Here is a 17,094-nt window from a genome sequence, read left to right as displayed (position 1 = left end):
CGGCCCCTCCGCGAAGGGGGGAATCAGCCCAGAGAAAACAGCCCTGACAACTCGCACGGGGCAGGAGTAGCTTTTTATCAAGGTGTTCTTCTGTGCGTCCGCCGCCGGCACCCCGAGGAGGAAACGTGCTGTACCGGTTGATTGCGCGAAACCTGGCGCCGCACAAGGTTCCACTCATTTCAGTGGTGGTGCTGCAGTTCCTGTCCACCCTGGGAACCCTCTACCTGCCCACGCTGAATGCGGACATCATTGACAACGGCGTGGTCAAGGGCAACATCGGCGTCATATTCGGCCTGGGCGGGTGGATGCTGCTGATCACGGCCGGGCAGGTGTTGTGCGCCATCACGGCCACCTTTCTCAGCGCCCGGCTGGCCATGGGTGTGGGCCGGGCTGTGCGCCGTGACCTGTTCACCACGGTCGAGACGTTTTCCGCCCAGGAAATGGGCGCCATCGGCACCCCGTCACTGATCACGCGCACCACCAATGACGTCCAGCAGGTGCAGATGCTGACGCTGATGTCCTTCACGCTGATGGTCACCGCTCCCATCATGTGCATCGGCGGGATCATCCTTGCCATGAAGCAGGACGTGCCGCTGTCCGGGCTGCTGCTGGTCATCCTGCCGGTCCTGGTCGTGGCGATCGGGCTGATTGTGCGGGTGCTGGTCCCCACCTTCCGCAAGGTCCAGCACCAGCTGGACGACATCAACGGCGTGCTGCGCGAACAGATCACCGGCATCAGCGTCATCCGGGCCTTTGTGCGCCGCGACTACGAGGCCGGCCGCTTTGCCACCGCCAACGGCGCCCTGACGGCATCGCAGCTGCGCGCCGGCCGGCTGCTGTCCCTGATGTTCCCCACCATCTTCTTCGTCGTCAACGTCACCAGCGTGGGCGTGCTGTGGTTTGGCGGCCAGCGGATCGACGCCGGGCACATGCAGATCGGTGCGCTGACGGCGTTCCTGAGCTACATCATGCAGATCCTCATGGCAGTCATGATGGCCATGTTCATGTTCATGATGATCCCGCGTGCCGCCGTCTCCGCCGAACGCATCCAGGAGGTCCTGGACACCCGTCCCTCCGTGGTGGACACCCCTGGTGCGCTGGCCGTGGCCCGGCTCGAGGGCCGGCTCTCGGTCCGCGGTGCCACGTTCAAGTACCCCGGCGCAGAGGACCCCGTGCTCTCCGGCGTCAGCTTTGACGCGGCCCCGGGCACCACGACGGCGGTCATCGGCTCCACGGGCAGCGGCAAATCGACGTTGGTGAACCTCATACCGCGGCTCCTTGATGCCACGGAAGGCAGCATTGTCCTGGGCGGGCACGACATCCGCGCCGTGACGCTGCAATCCCTGCGCAGCGCCATCGGCCTCGTCCCGCAAAAGGCCTACCTGTTCCGCGGCACCGTGGCCACGAACCTGCGCATGGGCGGGCCGGACGCCACCGATGGGGAACTGTGGGCGGCCCTCGAGGTGGCCCAGGCCGCCGAGTTTGTCCGGTCCCTGCCGGACGGGCTGGATGCAGCCGTCGAACAAGGGGGCGGCAACTTCTCCGGCGGCCAGCGCCAGCGCCTGTGCATTGCCCGGGCCATCGTCAGCAAACCGTCGCTGTACGTCTTTGATGACAGCTTCTCCGCCCTGGACTACGCCACGGACGCGAAACTGCGCGCGGCCCTGAAGCCGGTCACCACCCACGCCGCCGTGCTGGTGGTGGCGCAGCGGGTGGGCACCATCCGGCATGCGGACAACATCCTGGTCCTGGATGAAGGGAAGCTCGTGGGGCAGGGAACGCATGGGGAGCTGCTGGAAAGCTGCCCCACGTACCAGGAAATTGTCACCTCGCAGCTGACCGATGAAGACAGGGAGACCGCGGCATGAGCATGATGAGGGGCCGGGGCGCACCGCCGCAAAAGCCCATGGCCTTCGGGCCCAGCCTCAAGCGCATCCTGCGCCTGCTCGCGGTGGACCGGCTGCGGATGGTGTGGGTGGTGGTGCTGGCGGCGGTGTCCGTGGGCCTGTCCGTCGTGGCGCCCAAGGTGCTCGGCCACGCCACCGACATCATTTTCAACGGCGTGGTGGGCCAAATGCTTGACCGCTTCCCGAAAGGCACCACCAAGGACCAGGCCGTGGCTGCGTTGCGCGCGGCGGGGCAGGGCCAGCTGGCGGACATGCTCTCGGGCATGAACGTGGTGCCCGGCCAGGGCCTGGACCTGAACGCCCTGGGCGCCGTGCTGCTCATCGTCCTGGCCCTGTACATTGCCGCCTTTTTCTTCAACTGGTCCCAGGGCTACATCACCACGGGCATTGTCCAGCGCGCCATGTACCGGCTGCGCCGCCAGATCGAGGACAAGCTGGACCGCCTGCCGATGTCCCACTTCCAGCAGGAGTCCCGCGGCGACGTGCTGTCCCGGGTCACCAACGACATTGACAACTTTTCCCAGACGCTCAACCAGACCCTGACGCAGCTGCTCATCGCCGGGCTGACGGTGGTGGGCGTGCTGGGCATGATGTTCTCCATCTCCCCGCTGCTGGCCGTCATTTCCCTCGTGACAGTGCCCCTCATCGCCGGCCTGACCGTGGTGATTGCCAAGCGGTCCCGTGTGCAGTTCATGGTGCAGTGGAAGTCCACCGGCGACCTCAACGGCCACGTGGAGGAGATGTTCACGGGCCATGAGATCGTCAAGGCGTTCGGCCGGCAGGAAGCGGCCATTGAAAAGTTCCAGGTCTCCAACGACGAGCTGTACACCTCCAGCGCCAAGGCCCAGTTCATCTCCGGCATCATCATGCCCAGCATGAACTTTGTCTCCAACCTCAATTACGTGGTGGTGGCGGTGCTCGGCGGCATCCAGGTGGCCTCCGGGGTCATCACGATCGGCAGCGTCCAGGCGTTCATCCAGTACTCCCGCCAGTTCAGCCAACCCATGGCGCAGATCGGCAGCATGATCAACCTGCTCCAGTCCGGCGTGGCCTCGGCCGAGCGCGTCTTTGAGCTGATCGACGCGCCGGAGCAGCGCCCGGACCACGTCCCGGCCGCCACCCTGCCGGTCGTGGCAGGCCGGGTGGTCTTTGACCATGTCAACTTCAGCTACAAGCCGGACGAACCCCTCATCCGCGACCTCTCCCTGGCGGCGGAGCCGGGGGAGACCGTGGCCATCGTCGGGCCGACGGGCGCCGGCAAGACCACGCTGGTCAACCTGCTCATGCGCTTCTATGAGATTGATTCCGGGCGGATCAGCATTGACGGCGTCAACACCGCAGAACTCACCCGCGATGAGCTGCGCCGCAAGTTCGGCATGGTGCTCCAGGACGCCTGGCTTTTTGGCGGGACCATCCGCGAAAACCTGGCGTATGGCAAGCTCGACGCAACGGAGGCGGAGATCACCGCCGCCGCGGAGGCCACGCACGTGGACCACTTTGTCCGCTCCCTCCCGGACGGCTATGACACCGTTCTCACGGACGACGGCGGCGGCCTGAGCCAGGGGCAGCGGCAGCTGATGACGATTGCCCGGGCCTGGATCGCCAACCCCGGAATCCTGATCCTGGACGAGGCCACCAGTTCCGTGGACACCCGCACCGAGGTGCTGATCCGCCAGGCCATGAACCGCCTGCGCAAGGGCCGGACCAGCTTTGTGATCGCCCACCGGCTGTCCACCATCCGCGACGCGGACCTCATCCTGGTCATGAACGACGGGCGCATCATCGAGCAGGGCACGCACGAACAACTGCTGGAGCAGCACACCTTCTACTACGATTTGTACATGTCACAATTTGGCGATCCCCTGGTGGAGGAAGTGGGCACGGCGTGAACGCCATGGACGCCATTGTGCGCAAGTGGAAACTGGACACCACCTCCTCGGTGCCGCCCTATGAACAGATCAGGATGCGCATCCTGGACCTGGCCGCCTCCGGCGCCCTGGCCGTCGGTGCCAGGCTGCCGTCGGTGCGCTCGCTCGCCACGATCCTCGGGGTGGCGGCCAACACCGTGGCCCGTTCGTACCGCGAGCTCGAACAGGCCGGCATCGTGGTGACGGCCGGCCGCAGCGGCACCGCCATCGCCTCCGGCGGGGACGTGCTCGGCGCCAAGGCGGCGGAAGCGGCGGAGGCCTATGCCGGCGTCGTGCGTGACCTCGGCATCCCCGGCCCCAAGGCCCTGGCGATTGTCATTGCCGCGCTGGAGCGCGGCTCCCGGCACTAGTCGCAAAGGCGTCGCCGGAAAGCCTGTTCGAGAAGCCTTGTTCGAACGAAGATTCGACTATACTGTTACGTGGTGCCACCGCAGCACCGCGTTGCCGACACCTGTCCGGACGCCGCGAAAAGCGAAGGAAACAATGTACCAGCCTGCCACCGTGACCCCGGAAATCAAGCGTCCCGACCTCTCCCGCCTCGTGGTGAAGGGCGCCCGGGAACACAACCTGCGCAACGTCGACCTGGACCTGCCGCGTGACGCCATGATCGTCTTTACCGGCCTGTCCGGCTCCGGCAAGTCCTCCCTGGCCTTTGACACCATCTTCGCCGAGGGCCAGCGCCGCTACGTGGAATCCCTCTCCGCCTACGCCCGGCAGTTCCTGGGCCAGGTGGACAAACCGGATGTGGATTTCATCGAGGGCCTGTCCCCGGCCGTGTCCATCGACCAAAAGTCGACGTCAAAAAATCCGCGCTCCACCGTCGGCACCATCACCGAAATTTATGACTACATGCGCCTGCTGTGGGCGCGCGTGGGCATCCCGCACTGCCCCGTGTGCGGCGAGCCCATCACCAAGCAGACACCCCAGCAGATCGTGGACCAGCTGCTGGAAATGCCCGAGGGCACCCGCTTCCAGGTGCTGGCCCCCGTGGTGCGCGACCGCAAGGGTGAGTTTGTGGAGCTGTTCCGCGAGCTGACGGCAAAGGGCTATTCGCGCGCCAAGGTGGACGGCGTGCAGGTCCAGCTCTCCGACCCGCCCCAGCTGAAGAAGACCTTCAAGCACACCATCGAGGTGGTGGTGGACCGGCTGGTGGTCAAGGACGGGATCCGCCAGCGACTCACCGACTCCGTCGAAACGGCGCTCGGCCTGGCCGAGGGCCGGGTCCTGGCCGAGCTGGTGGACCTCGGGGAGTCCGAGGACGGGCGCGTGCGGCAATTCTCGGAGAACCTCGCCTGCCCCAACGAACACCCCCTGGCCATTGACGAAATTGAGCCGCGCTCCTTTTCCTTCAACAACCCGTTCGGCGCCTGCAGCGCCTGCAGCGGCATCGGCACCAAGCTGGAGGTGGACGAGGAACTGGTGGTCCCCAACCCCTACCTCTCGCTGCGCGAAGGCGCCATCGCCCCGTGGTCGCTGGGCACGGCCACCACCGAATACTGGAACCGGCTCCTGGAAGGGCTCGCCGATGAGCTGGGCTTCTCCCTCGAGGACTCCTGGAACAAGCTCAGCACCGAATCCCGCCAGGCCATCCTCTACGGCAAGGACCACAAGGTGGTGGTCCAGTACCGGAACCGCTTTGGCCGCGAACGCAAGTACAGCACCGGCTTTGAGGGCGCCGTGCAGTACATCCAGCGCAAGCACCAGGAGACGGAGTCGGACTCCGCCCGCGACCGCTACGAAGAGTACATGCGCCAGATTCCGTGCCCGGCCTGTGGCGGTGCCCGGCTGAACCCGGCGTCGCTGTCCGTGTTGATCAACGGCAAGTCCATCGCCGAGACCTGCGCCCTGTCCATGCGCGACTGCTTCGAATTCCTCTCCACCCTGGTGCTGACGGGCCGCGAGGCACAAATCGCCAGCCAGGTCCTGAAGGAGATCCAGGCCCGGCTGAAGTTCCTGCTCGACGTGGGTCTGGAGTACCTGAACCTGGAGCGGGCTTCCGCCACCCTCTCCGGCGGCGAGGCCCAGCGCATCCGGCTGGCCACCCAGATCGGATCCGGCCTGGTCGGCGTGCTGTATGTGCTTGACGAACCGTCCATCGGGCTGCACCAACGCGACAACCGGCGGCTCATCGAGACGTTGACGCGGCTGCGGGACCTGGGCAACACGCTCATTGTGGTCGAACACGACGAGGACACCATCAACGAGGCCGACTGGATCGTGGACATCGGCCCCGGGGCCGGCGAGCACGGCGGCCGTGTGGTCCACTCCGGCTCCGTGGCGGGACTGCTGGAAAACACCGGGTCGCTGACGGGGGACTACCTCTCCGGGCGCAAGAACATCCCGGTGCCGGCCAAGCGGCGTAAACACGACAAGGCACGCCAGCTGAAGGTGGTGGGCGCCCGCGAAAACAACCTCCGAAACCTCGACGTCGCCTTTCCCCTGGGCGTCATGACGGCCGTCACCGGCGTCAGCGGTTCCGGCAAGTCCACCCTGGTCAATGAGATCCTGTACAAGGTCCTTGCGAACAAGCTCAACGGCGCCAAGCAGGTGGCCGGGCGCCACCTGCGCGTGGACGGACTGGAGCACCTGGACAAGGTGGTCCATGTCGACCAGAGCCCCATTGGCCGTACCCCGCGCTCCAACCCCGCCACGTACACCGGCGTCTTTGACAACATCCGCAAGCTGTTCGCCGAAACCAACGAAGCCAAGGTCCGCGGCTACCAGCCGGGCCGCTTCTCCTTCAACGTCAAGGGCGGGCGCTGCGAGGCCTGCGCCGGCGACGGCACGCTGAAGATCGAAATGAACTTCCTGCCGGACGTCTACGTCCCCTGCGAGGTGTGCCACGGGGCCCGCTACAACAGGGAGACCCTGGAGGTCCACTACAAGGGCAAGTCCATCGCCGACGTGCTAAACATGCCCATTGAGGAGGGCGCGGAGTTCTTCGCCGCGTTCACCCCCATCGCCCGGCACCTGCGCACCCTGGTCGACGTGGGGCTCGGCTACGTCCGCCTGGGCCAGGCCTCCACGACGCTCTCCGGCGGGGAAGCGCAGCGCGTGAAGCTGGCCGCGGAACTGCAAAAGCGCTCCAACGGGCGCAGCATCTACGTCCTGGACGAGCCGACCACGGGTCTGCACTTCGAGGACATCCGCAAGCTGCTGCTGGTCCTGCAGGGCCTGGTGGACAAGGGCAACACGGTGATCGTGATTGAACACAACCTGGACGTCATCAAGAGTGCCGACTGGATCGTGGACCTGGGCCCGGACGGCGGCACCGGCGGCGGCCAGCTGGTGGCCCAGGGCACCCCGGAGAAGGTGGCCAAGAGCACCGAAAGCTACACTGCGACGTTCCTGCGGGAGGCACTGGCCGGCTGACGGCCGGCGCAGGGAAGTCCAGCCCCGGCCGGGCGTACATGCCCGCCGGGGCATGCTTGTCCGGCAGGGCGGGCGGCACATGAGAAAATGGGCGGGTGACTACTGCCCAACCCGCGCTGGCTGCCGGCCGGCCCGTTCCCGACGCCCCCGGCGGCGCTGCCGTCCATGAAGCTGTCTCTTATGATGCTGTTGTCTTTGACCTTGACGGGACCCTGGTGGACCCGGCTGGCGGCATCACCGGCGGGATCGCCCACGCCCTGCACAGCCTGGGCCTGCCGGTTCCCGCCCCGGAAATGCTCGACCGGATGGTTGGACCCAAGCTGGCCGACGGGCTGGTCAACATTTTGGGCGTCCCGGAACCGCAGGTCCCCGCGGTGATCGCCAGCTACCGCAGCTGGTACGCCGAACGCGGCATGGCGATGTCGGCCGTGTATCCCGGCATCAAGGAACTGCTCGGGCTGCTGCGCGCCCGGGGCGCGCAGCTTGCCGTCGCCACCCAAAAACCGGAGCCGCTGGCGCAAACCCTGCTGGCGCACCACGGGCTCGCGGGATGCTTTGACGTCATCCGGGGCTCGCACGCCGACGAGACCCTCATGCCCGGCGACGCCGGCTACCGTGCCGGCAAGGCAGAGATCATTGCCGCAGCCCTTGACGCAATGCCCGGCGCGGACCGGGCCGTCATGGTGGGGGACCGGCACCAGGACGTCAACGGGGCCCGCGCCAACGGCCTGGACTGCATCGGCGTCGCCTGGGGCTTCGCCCCCGACGGTGAGCTGGAAGCGGCAGGGGCCGCCGGCGTCGTGCATTCCACGGAGGGGCTGCTGCAGGCGCTGGCGGCGGAACCGGCCCGAGCAGCCGGGGAGGCCGCCGATGGCGCTGTATGACCTCACCCGCGCCCTGACCCGCGGTACCATCGCCGGCTTGTGCCACCCCACGGTGGAGGGGCTGAAGAACGTCCCCGCCGACGGGCCGTTCATCGTGGCGCCGAACCACCTGTCCTTTTTTGACTCGGTCATCGTCCAGGCCCTGACGCCGCGGCCGGTGTCATTTTTTGCCAAGGCCGAGTACTTCACCGGCAAGGGCCTCAAGGGCAGGCTCATGAAGCAGTTCTTCGAGGCCGTGCACTCCATTCCGGTTGAACGCGGCGAACAGGCGGCCAGCGTGCAGGCCCTGAAGACCCTGCTGGACATCCTGGGCCGCGGCGAAGGCGTCGGGATCTACCCGGAGGGCACGCGCTCCCGCGACGGCGTCCTGTACCGCGGCCGCACCGGGGTGGGCTGGCTGGCCCTGACCACGGGCGCCCCCGTGGTGCCGGTGGGGCTCATCGGCACCGAAAAGCTGCAGCCGGCCGGCCGGAACACCGTCAAGCCGGCCCCGTTCACGTTGAAGTTCGGCACGCCCCTCAGCTTTGAAAAGACCGGCCCGGACCATTCCCTGCCGGCCCGCCGCGCCGTCACCGACACCATCATGGACGCCATCGCCGCACTGACAGGGCAGGCCCGCAGCTCCAAGTACAACCAGAGCCCCGGCACGGAGTAGTCGTGGCAGATCCTTCCAGCTACCGGCCCAAGCCCGGGGAGATCCCCACCGACCCCGGCGTGTACAGGTTCCGGGATGAACACGGCCGCATCATCTATGTGGGCAAGGCCAAGAACCTCCGCTCGCGGCTGAACTCATACTTCGCCAATCCGGCCGGCCTGCTGCCCAAGACCCACGCCATGGTCCACCATGCCGCCAGCGTGCAGTGGACCACGGTGGGCAGCGAGCTGGAAGCCCTGCAGCTGGAATACACCTGGATCAAGGAATTCGCGCCCCGGTACAACCTGGCCTTCCGGGACGACAAGACCTACCCGTACCTGGCAGTGTCCATGGGGGAGAAGTTCCCTCGCGTGCAGGTCATGCGCGGTGAACGGCGCAAGGGCACCAAGTACTTCGGCCCCTACACTGCGGGGGCCATCAGGGAAACCATGGACACCCTGCTGCGTGTCTTCCCCGTGCGCAGCTGCAGCCCCGGCGTGCTGCGGCGCGCCGAACGCAGCGGGCGCCCCTGCCTGCTCGGCTACATCGACAAGTGCGCCGCACCCTGCGTGGGCCGCATCAGCGAGGAGGACCACCGGGCGCTCGCCCAGGACTTCTGCGACTTCATGGGCGGGGAGGCCAAGCGCTTCATCAGCCGCCTGGAGAAGGAGATGCAGGCCGCTGTCGCCACGCTCGACTACGAGCAGGCAGCCCGGCTGCGCGACGACATCATCGCCTTGAAGAAGGTGTTTGAACGCAACGCCGTGGTGTTGGCGGAAGACACCAATGCCGACATCTTCGCCGTCGAACAGGACGAGCTGGAGGCCGCCGTGCAGGTGTTTTACGTCCGCGGCGGGCGCATCCGCGGCCAGCGCGGCTGGGTCGTGGAAAAGGTGGAGGACGCCACCGACGCCGACCTCTGGGAACACCTCATGCAGCAGGTCTACGGGGCCGGGGACCAGCAGCAGGACGCCATCCCGCGCCAAATCCTGGTGCCCGAGCTGCCGGCCAACCACCTGGACCTGGCGCAGTGGCTGGGCGGGCTGCGCCACGGCAAGGTGGAGATCAAGGTGCCCCAGCGGGGGGAAAAGGCAGCGCTCATGGACACGGTCCGGCAAAATGCCCGGCAGGCCATGGCGCTGCACAAGTCCCGCCGGGCGGGGGACCTCACCACCCGCTCCCTGGCACTCGCCGAGCTGCAGGAGGCACTGGACCTGCCCATGCCGCTGCTGCGGATCGAATGCTATGACATTTCCCACGTGCAGGGCACCAACGTGGTGGCCTCCATGGTCGTCGTGGAGGACGGGCTGGCCAAGAAGGGCGAATACCGCAAGTTCGCCATCACCGGCGACGCCGCCATCGACGACACCGCCTCGATGCACGACGTCATCACCCGCCGCTTCCGCAACTACCTGGCCGAGCAGGCGGAGCGGGCCCAGGCCGTGCCGGCCTCGGGGGACATCTCCGCCGCCGACGCCGCGCCCGAGCCGGCCCGCAAGTTTGCCTACCCGCCCAACCTGGTGGTGGTCGACGGTGGCGTGCCCCAGGTCAACGCCGCCTCCCGCGCACTGGCAGAACTGGGCATCACCGACGTTGCCGTCGTCGGGCTGGCCAAGCGCCTGGAGGAGGTCTGGGTGCCGGACAGCGACTTCCCGGTCATCCTGCCCCGGTCCTCCGAGGGGCTCTACCTGCTCCAGCGCATCCGCGACGAGGCCCACCGCTTCGCCATCACCTTCCACCGGGCCAAGCGCGGCAAGGCCATGACGGCCTCCGCGCTGGATGCCGTCCCGGGCCTGGGCGCGGCGAAGCAAAAGGCGCTCCTGGGCCACTTCGGCTCCCTCAAAAAGGTGCGGGCCGCGTCCGTGGACGAACTGGCCCAGGCCCCGGGGATCGGCCCCGTGCTGGCGCAGGCGGTCCATGACACCCTGGCCGCCGGGGGCCAGGGTGAGGCGGCGCCCGCCGTCAACATGGCCACCGGGGAAATCCTCGACTGACCCGGCCGCGGACCGGCTGGGGGACGGCTCCGGGACGCCCCGGGGACCACTGCGGGACAGCCGCGGGGCCGTCCCCGCCCGGCTCCGGGATTCCGGGCCGGCGGGAAATTCCTCTAGGCTTGCAGGTAGCAAAGCCGGACGCCCTGCCGCGCAGGAAGCGGCGTCCACACCACCGATTCCAAGGGAGCGCCATGCCAGGGCACCAAGATCCAGCAACCGCTGAACGTCCGCTGACCCCGGTCAAGCCGGTCGAACCGGAGCTGTTGGTGGTCACCGGAATGTCGGGGGCCGGGCGCAGCACGGCAGCCAACGCCCTCGAGGACCTGGGCTGGTACGTCATCGAAAACCTGCCCCCGCAAATGCTCGCAGCCCTGTCCGAGCTGGTCTCACGCATGCCCGGTGCCCTGCCGAAACTGGCCGTGGTGGTTGACGTGCGCGGCAAGGCCCTCTTTGCCGACATCCGCGAATCGCTCAACGCGCTCTCCGCCGCGGGTGTGGCCTACCGGGTGCTGTTCCTGGACGCGAGCGACGAGACGCTGGTGCGCCGGTTTGAGCTGGCCCGCCGCCCCCACCCCCTGCAGAAGGACGGGCGCATCCTGGACGGCATTGGCGCCGAACGACAGCTGCTGGCCGAGATGAAGTCGCAGGCGGAGATGGTGCTGGACACCTCCGTGCTGAACGTGCACGAACTCGGCGCGGCCGTCACGGAGCTGTTCTCCGAATCCGGCCCCGTGGTCCTGGCCCTGACCATCATGAGCTTCGGCTTCAAGTACGGGCTGCCCGTGGACGCCAACTACGTCGCCGACGTCCGCTTCATCCCCAACCCGCACTGGGTCCCGCAGCTGCGCCCCCTCACGGGCGAGGACAAGGCGGTGAGCGACTTTGTGCTCAAGGACCATGGTGCCGCCGACTTTGTGCAACGCTACGTGCACGCCCTGGAACCCGTGCTGGAGGGGTACCGCCGGGAAAACAAGCACTACGCCACCATCGCCGTCGGCTGCACGGGCGGCAAGCACCGCTCCGTGGCCGTGGCGATCGAGCTGGCCAGGCGCCTGAGCCAGTACCCGCGGGTCACCACCAGCATCAGGCACCGCGACCTGGGCCGGGAGTAACGGTGTACACGGGTATTTTGCCGGTGGTCCCGGCCGGCGGCGGGCGCCTGCCCGCCTTCGAATCCGGCGTGCAGGTCACCGCACTGGGCGGCGGCCACGGCCTGGCCGCGTCCCTGTCCGCCTTGCGCCTGCTGACGAGCAACCTCACCGCCGTCGTGACCGTGGCGGACGACGGCGGTTCCTCCGGCCGCCTGCGCGACGAGCTCGGCGTCCTCCCGCCGGGCGACCTGCGCATGGCCCTGGCCGCGCTCTGCGACGACACCGACTGGGGCCGCACCTGGCGCGACGTCATGCAGCACCGCTTCACCTCCCGCAACGGCACGGCCGGTTCACTGGACAACCACGCCCTCGGCAACCTGCTGATCGTGACCCTGTGGGAACTGCTGGGGGACACCGTGGCAGGACTGCGCTGGGCCGGCGCCCTGCTGGGCGCCCGCGGCGAGGTGCTGCCCATGGCCAGTGTGCCGCTGACCATCGAAGGCCGCGTGGTGGCCGCGACCGACGCCACACACCCGGACGGCACCGTCATCCGCGGCCAGGCCCATCTGGCCAAGGCCGGGGGGCTGGACAACGTCCGGCTGCTGCCCGAGGACGCCCCCGCCTGCGTCGAGGCCGTCACGGCCATCCACGAGGCCGACTGGGTGGTGCTGGGGCCCGGTTCCTGGTACACCTCCGTGCTGCCCCACCTGCTCCTGCCGGAGATGCGCCGGGCGCTGTGCACCACCAAGGCCAGGCGCCTGTTGACCATGAACCTGGACGTCAACGACCTGGAAGCCACCGGACTGGATGCGGCGGACCACCTGCGGGTCATTTCCCGCTATGCGCCTGGCTTCGGAGTTGACGTGGTGCTGGCGGACCCGTCCGGCATTGCCGATGTGGCGGGGTTCACCGAGGCGGCCGCGATGCTGGGCGCCGAGGTGGTGTTCGGTAAGGTGGGGAGCTCCGCAAGGACCTCCGTCCACGACCCGCTGCGGCTGGCCGCGGCATACCGGGACATTTTTGGGGACAACTGGAATTCGAAAGTGAAGGGCTGAACCATGGCGCTGACAGCGGCGGTCAAAGAGGAACTGTCCAGGCTGGACATCAAGAAGTCCTCTGTGCGCAAGGCGGAAGTTTCGGCGCTGCTGCGCTTCGCCGGAGGACTTCACATCATTTCCGGGCGGATTGTGATCGAGGCGGAGGTGGACTCCGCCGCCACGGCCCGCCGCCTGCGGGCGGCCATCGCGGAAATCTACGGCCACCAAAGCGAAATCATTGTGGTCTCCGGCGGCGGGCTGCGCCGCGGCAGCCGCTACGTGGTCCGGGTGGTCCGCGACGGGGAGGCCCTGGCGCGCCAGACCGGCCTGCTCGACGGCCGGGGACGGCCGGTGCGCGGGCTCCCGTCCGTCGTCGTCAACGGCTCCGCGGCCGACGCCGAAGCGGTGTGGCGCGGCGCGTTCCTGGCCCACGGCTCACTGACCGAGCCCGGCCGCTCCTCCGCACTGGAGGTCACCTGCCCCGGCCCCGAGGCCGCCCTGGCCCTGGTGGGCGCGGCCCGCCGCATCGACATTGCCGCCAAGGCCCGTGAAGTGCGCGGGATCGACAGGGTGGTGATCCGCGACGGCGACACCATCGCCGCACTGCTGGTCCGCATGGGTGCCCACGAAACCCTGCTGGTCTGGGAGGAACGGCGCATGCGCAAGGAAGTCCGTGCAACCGCCAACCGGCTGGCGAACTTTGACGACGCCAACCTGCGGCGCTCGGCCCAGGCTGCCGTGGCCGCCGGCGCCCGTGTGGACCGGGCCCTGGAAATCCTCGGCGACGACGTCCCCGACCACCTCAAGTACGCCGGCGAACTGCGTGTGGCCCACAAGCAGGCCAGCCTGGATGAGCTGGGCCGCCTGGCCGACCCGCCACTGACGAAGGACGCCATCGCCGGGCGCATCCGCCGTCTGCTGGCCATGGCGGACAAAAAGGCGCTGGAAACAGGCATCCCCGGCACGGAGTCAAATGTCACGTTCGACATGTTGGAATCCTAAACGTGCCTAGTATGGAAGAGTAGAAACATAACCGGCACCACAGTGGTTATGCAGTTTGCACGGGGTTGGAAAACCCGGTGCCAACCCACCCGTAGAATCCAATCGGAGGAACCGTGACCAAGTACACACTTCCAGAACTCAGCTATGACTACGCTGCCCTGGAGCCGAACATTTCGGCCCGCATCATGGAGCTGCACCACAGCAAGCACCACGCAGCATACGTCGCCGGCGCCAACACGGCGCTTGAGCAGCTTGCCGAAGCCCGCTCCACCAACAACTTCGCCAACGTGGCCAAGTACTCCAAGGACCTGGCCTTCAACCTGGGCGGCCACACCAACCACTCCATTTTCTGGAACAACCTCTCGCCCGAGGGCGGCGACAAGCCCGAAGGTGAGCTTGCGGCAGCCATCGACGACGCCTTCGGCTCCTTTGACGCCTTCCGCGCCCACTTCACCGCAGCAGCCCTGGGCATCCAGGGCTCCGGCTGGGCGCTCCTCTCCTTCGAGGGCCTGGGCGGCAACATCGTGATCGAGCAGCTGTTCGACCAGCAGGGCAACGTCCCCGTGGCCACCACCCCGCTGCTGATGCTGGACATGTGGGAGCACGCCTTCTACCTGGACTACGTCAACGTCAAGGCCGACTACGTCAAGGCGTTCTGGAACATTGTCAACTGGGCCGACGTCGCCAAGCGCTTTGACGCCGCCCGCAAGAACGCCACCGGGCTGATCCTGCCGTAAGCAGACCTGCCTGCCGGCCGCCTGGCGGCCGGTCCATGGGTGCCCGCCGCCGTCACATTGGCGGGGCGGGGCCCTAGGAACGTAATATGGATCACGGCGCGCGCATCGCAGGCGCGCCAGCGTCAATCTCTGCCCAACGTCGTGCGGGAACCACCGGTTGAGTGCCCACACCCAACCAGACAACGGGTGCCGCAGGCACCAAGGAGAGAGAAACAGTGACTACACGTATTGGCATCAACGGTTTCGGCCGGATCGGCCGCAACTACTTCCGCGCAGCGTTGGCCCAGGCTGCCGACATTGAAATTGTGGCGGTGAACGACCTCACCAGCCCGGAGGCCCTGGCCCACCTGCTCAAGTACGACTCCGTCAGCGGCCGCCTTCCGGTGGGCGTGGAAGTTGCCGACGGCCACCTCGTGGTGGACGGCAAGACCATCACCGTCCTGGCTGAGCGCGACCCCGCCAAGCTGCCCTGGGGCGAGCTCGGCGTTGACATCGTCATCGAGTCCACCGGCTTCTTCACGAAGGCCTCGGACGCCCAGAAGCACATCGACGCAGGCGCCAGGAAGGTCCTGATCTCCGCGCCGGCCTCCGACGAGGACATCACGATCGTCCTGGGCGTCAACGACGAGTTGTACGACCCCGCCGCGCACCACATCATCTCCAACGCGTCCTGCACCACCAACTGCCTCGGCCCGCTGGCCAAGGTCCTCAACGACAGCTTCGGCATCGAGCGCGGCCTGATGACCACGGTGCACGCCTACACGGCCGACCAGAACCTGCAGGACGGCCCGCACCGCGACCTGCGCCGCGCCCGCGCCGCAGCCATCAACATGATCCCCACCTCCACCGGTGCCGCCAAGGCCATCGGCCTGGTCCTGCCGGAGCTCAAGGGCAAACTGGACGGCTACGCCATCCGCGTCCCCGTCCCCACCGGCTCCGCCACCGACCTGACCGCCACGGTCGGCCGCGAAGTCACGGTGGAGGAAGTCAACGCCGCCTACAAGGCCGCCGCGGCCGAAGGCAAGCTCTCCGGCTACCTGACGTACACGGAAGACCCGATTGTCTCCTCGGACATCGTGGGCGACCCGGCGTCGTCCATCTTTGACTCGGGCCTGACCAAGGTCATCGGCAACCAGGTCAAGGTGGTCTCCTGGTACGACAACGAATGGGGCTACTCCAACCGCCTGGTCGACCTGACCGAACTCGTAGCAGCCAAGCTCTAAGGAATCGCATGACACTCCACACCCTCAGCGAACTCATCGATGAAGGTGTCCGCGGGCGGCACGTTCTTATCCGCAGTGATTTGAACGTGCCGCTCGACGGCGCTTTGGTGACTGATGACGGCCGCATCAAGGCCTCGCTGCCCGTGATCAAAACACTGGCCGAGGCCGGTGCCCGCGTCCTGGTCAGCGCCCACCTGGGACGGCCCAAGGGGACACCCGAGGCGAAGTACTCGCTGGCACCGGCCGTGGCCCGCCTGGCGGAGCTCGCGCCGGAACTGAACGCCACCCTCGCAGCGGACACCACGGGCCCCGCGGCCCGGGCCGGTGCCGCCGCGTTGGCCGACGGATCGGTGCTGGTCCTGGAAAACGTGCGCTTTGACGCCCGTGAGACCTCCAAGGACGACGCCGAACGGGCAGCCTTTGCCGCCGAGCTCGCCTCCCTCACGGGGGACAACGGCGCGTACGTGGACGATGCCTTCGGCGCCGTGCACCGCAAGCACGCCAGCGTGTACGACATCGCCAAGCTGCTCCCGTCCTACCAGGGTGACCTGGTCCGGACGGAGCTGGAGGTGCTGACCAGGCTCACCACGGACACGGTCCGACCCTACGTGGTGGTGCTGGGCGGCTCCAAGGTCTCGGACAAGCTGGCCGTCATCGACAACCTGCTCGGCAAGGCCGACACCATCCTGGTGGGCGGCGGCATGCTGTTCACGTTCCTGGCCGCACAGGGCCACCAGGTGGGGGCGTCGCTGCTGGAGAAGGACCAGATCCCCGTGGTCCAGGAGTACCTCAAGCGCGCGGCGGCAGCCGGGACAACCTTTGTCCTGCCCACCGACATCGTGGTGGCCTCCGGCTTTGCCGCCGACGCCGATCACGAAACCGTCGCGGCGGAAGCCATCGAGGCCTCCAGCTTCGGTGCCACCGGGCTGGGCCTGGACATCGGGCCCGAGTCCGGGGCCGCCTTCGCTGCGGCCATCGCTCCCGCCAAGACGGTGTTTTGGAACGGGCCCATGGGCGTCTTTGAGTTCCCGGCATTTGCCGGCGGCACGCGCGCCATTGCGGAGGCACTGGCCAAGAACACCGCCAACGGCGGCTTCACGGTCGTCGGCGGCGGGGACTCGGCCGCAGCAGTGCGCACGCTGGGCTTCGACGACAGCGCCTTTGGCCACATCTCCACCGGGGGCGGGGCCAGCCTGGAGTTCCTTGAAGGCAAGGAACTGCCGGGCCTGGGCGCCCTGGAGCGCTAGCCACACCAGGTGGCGGCAGCAACGCTGCCGCCACCTTC

13 protein-coding genes are annotated in these 17,094 nt (G+C 67.7%); all 13 read left to right on the top strand.

Going from position 1 to position 17,094, the window contains the following annotated elements:
* The first annotated feature begins 125 nt into the window (after positions 1-125).
* Positions 126-1,868, top strand: coding sequence for an ABC transporter ATP-binding protein (locus MMF96_RS11685; RefSeq protein ID WP_176617192.1), 1,743 nt, complete (start codon positions 126-128; stop codon positions 1,866-1,868).
* A complete protein-coding gene (locus MMF96_RS11680) occupies positions 1,865-3,796 on the top strand; it encodes an ABC transporter ATP-binding protein (RefSeq protein WP_176617191.1) in 1,932 nt (643 codons plus the stop codon). Before MMF96_RS11685 ends, MMF96_RS11680 begins: the two co-directional genes overlap by 4 nt.
* Positions 3,797-3,801: 5 nt before the next feature.
* Positions 3,802-4,185: a GntR family transcriptional regulator gene (locus MMF96_RS11675; protein ID WP_176617218.1), complete on the top strand. Its 384-nt coding sequence runs from the start codon at positions 3,802-3,804 to the stop codon at positions 4,183-4,185.
* Between the two features lie 133 nt (positions 4,186-4,318).
* Complete coding sequence (gene uvrA / locus MMF96_RS11670) at positions 4,319-7,207, top strand: excinuclease ABC subunit UvrA (protein ID WP_176617190.1); 2,889 nt, start codon at positions 4,319-4,321, stop codon at positions 7,205-7,207.
* Between the two features lie 95 nt (positions 7,208-7,302).
* The gene (locus tag MMF96_RS11665) at positions 7,303-8,091 is read left to right on the top strand and encodes an HAD hydrolase-like protein (RefSeq protein WP_256883631.1); all 789 of its coding nucleotides are present in this window, start codon (positions 7,303-7,305) and stop codon (positions 8,089-8,091) included.
* Complete coding sequence (locus MMF96_RS11660) at positions 8,078-8,746, top strand: 1-acyl-sn-glycerol-3-phosphate acyltransferase (protein ID WP_176617189.1); 669 nt, start codon at positions 8,078-8,080, stop codon at positions 8,744-8,746. Before MMF96_RS11665 ends, MMF96_RS11660 begins: the two co-directional genes overlap by 14 nt.
* Positions 8,747-8,748: 2 nt before the next feature.
* Positions 8,749-10,719 carry an excinuclease ABC subunit UvrC gene (uvrC, locus tag MMF96_RS11655; protein ID WP_256883630.1) on the top strand — a complete coding sequence of 657 codons (1,971 nt, stop codon included), beginning with the start codon at positions 8,749-8,751 and terminating at the stop codon, positions 10,717-10,719.
* A 191-nt stretch (positions 10,720-10,910) separates the two neighbouring features.
* Positions 10,911-11,831: an RNase adapter RapZ gene (rapZ, locus tag MMF96_RS11650; RefSeq protein WP_176617187.1), complete on the top strand. Its 921-nt coding sequence runs from the start codon at positions 10,911-10,913 to the stop codon at positions 11,829-11,831.
* A gap of 2 nt (positions 11,832-11,833) precedes the next feature.
* Positions 11,834-12,865 carry a uridine diphosphate-N-acetylglucosamine-binding protein YvcK gene (gene yvcK, locus MMF96_RS11645; RefSeq protein WP_176617186.1) on the top strand — a complete coding sequence of 344 codons (1,032 nt, stop codon included), beginning with the start codon at positions 11,834-11,836 and terminating at the stop codon, positions 12,863-12,865.
* 3 nt (positions 12,866-12,868) lie between these two features.
* Complete coding sequence (gene whiA / locus MMF96_RS11640) at positions 12,869-13,849, top strand: DNA-binding protein WhiA (RefSeq protein ID WP_176617185.1); 981 nt, start codon at positions 12,869-12,871, stop codon at positions 13,847-13,849.
* Between the two features lie 113 nt (positions 13,850-13,962).
* Positions 13,963-14,586, top strand: a complete 624-nt coding sequence (locus MMF96_RS11635; RefSeq protein WP_176617184.1) for a superoxide dismutase — start codon at positions 13,963-13,965, stop codon at positions 14,584-14,586.
* A gap of 215 nt (positions 14,587-14,801) precedes the next feature.
* On the top strand, positions 14,802-15,809 hold the full coding sequence (gene gap, locus MMF96_RS11630) for a type I glyceraldehyde-3-phosphate dehydrogenase (protein WP_176617183.1): 1,008 nt from the start codon (positions 14,802-14,804) through the stop codon (positions 15,807-15,809).
* Positions 15,810-15,817: 8 nt separating this feature from the next.
* The gene (locus MMF96_RS11625; RefSeq protein ID WP_256883629.1) at positions 15,818-17,056 is read left to right on the top strand and encodes a phosphoglycerate kinase; all 1,239 of its coding nucleotides are present in this window, start codon (positions 15,818-15,820) and stop codon (positions 17,054-17,056) included.
* The last annotated feature ends 38 nt before the right edge of the window (positions 17,057-17,094 follow it).

The sequence above is a fragment of the Arthrobacter sp. STN4 genome, assembly GCF_024539665.1.
Taxonomy (GTDB): domain Bacteria; phylum Actinomycetota; class Actinomycetes; order Actinomycetales; family Micrococcaceae; genus Specibacter.
Note: the sequence above shows the minus strand (reverse complement) of the source record. Positions and strands in the feature narration are given on the sequence as shown.

Excerpts from the sequence above, each read along its gene's own strand:
- MMF96_RS11680 (WP_176617191.1), top strand. The coding sequence starts at position 1,865 with ATGAGCATGATGAGGGGCCGGGGCGCACCGCCGCAAAAGCCCATGGCC.
- MMF96_RS11675 (WP_176617218.1), top strand. The coding sequence starts at position 3,802 with ATGGACGCCATTGTGCGCAAGTGGAAACTGGACACCACCTCCTCGGTG.
- uvrA (WP_176617190.1), top strand. The coding sequence starts at position 4,319 with ATGTACCAGCCTGCCACCGTGACCCCGGAAATCAAGCGTCCCGACCTC.
- MMF96_RS11660 (WP_176617189.1), top strand. The coding sequence starts at position 8,078 with ATGGCGCTGTATGACCTCACCCGCGCCCTGACCCGCGGTACCATCGCC.
- rapZ (WP_176617187.1), top strand. The coding sequence starts at position 10,911 with ATGCCAGGGCACCAAGATCCAGCAACCGCTGAACGTCCGCTGACCCCG.
- whiA (WP_176617185.1), top strand. The coding sequence starts at position 12,869 with ATGGCGCTGACAGCGGCGGTCAAAGAGGAACTGTCCAGGCTGGACATC.
- MMF96_RS11625 (WP_256883629.1), top strand. The coding sequence starts at position 15,818 with ATGACACTCCACACCCTCAGCGAACTCATCGATGAAGGTGTCCGCGGG.